Here is a 648-nt window from a genome sequence, read left to right on the forward strand (position 1 = left end):
CGACCGGGCTTCTGGTTCTGGCGGCCATGCCGCTGGTGGCTGGTATCCTCGTGCTCGTCGGTAATCACGGGACGGCAACGGAGTTCGCGGCTACCGGCAAACCTGCACGGGCGAAATAAGGCCGCGATGCGGTGCAGCAATCTAGCGAAATCGTGACCACTGACGAATATTGACATTCGTCAGTGGTCAGGCCTAAGTTTCCTTCGAACAGTCATTCGAAGGATGCCTCGCGATGCCCGGCCATACCCATGTCAGCGCTTTCCGCAAGCCACTCGCTGCCGCGCTTTTGCTGATCCCGGCGCTTGCTCTGGCCGGCTGCGGCAAGAAAACCGAGGCTGAAGCCAAGCCGACGCGGCCCGTTCTGGTCGCGACCGTGCATTACGAGCCGGAATCGCCGCAGCGCAGCTTCGTCGGCACTATCCGCCCGCGGATCGAGACCGATATGGGCTTCCGGGTCACCGGCAAGGTCGCCAAACGTCTCGTGGAGGTTGGCCAGACGGTCGAGATTGGCCAGCCGCTGGCCACCCTCGATGAGGTCGATCTGAAGCTGCAGGCCGAGCAGGCCGTTGCCGAACTCAATGCATCCACCGGCGTGCTGGCCAATGCCAGCGCCGCCGAAGGCCGCGCCACCGAGTTGCGCAGCAAGGG

The 648-nt window shown here is 63.7% G+C and carries 1 pseudogene; it reads left to right on the top strand.

The window, feature by feature from the left end:
• Positions 1 to 232 precede the first annotated feature (232 nt).
• Positions 233 to 648, top strand: a pseudogene (locus AC1DU6_RS34385) (efflux RND transporter periplasmic adaptor subunit); the annotation flags it as partial.

It is taken from the genome of Roseateles sp. P5_B10 (genome assembly GCF_056400485.1).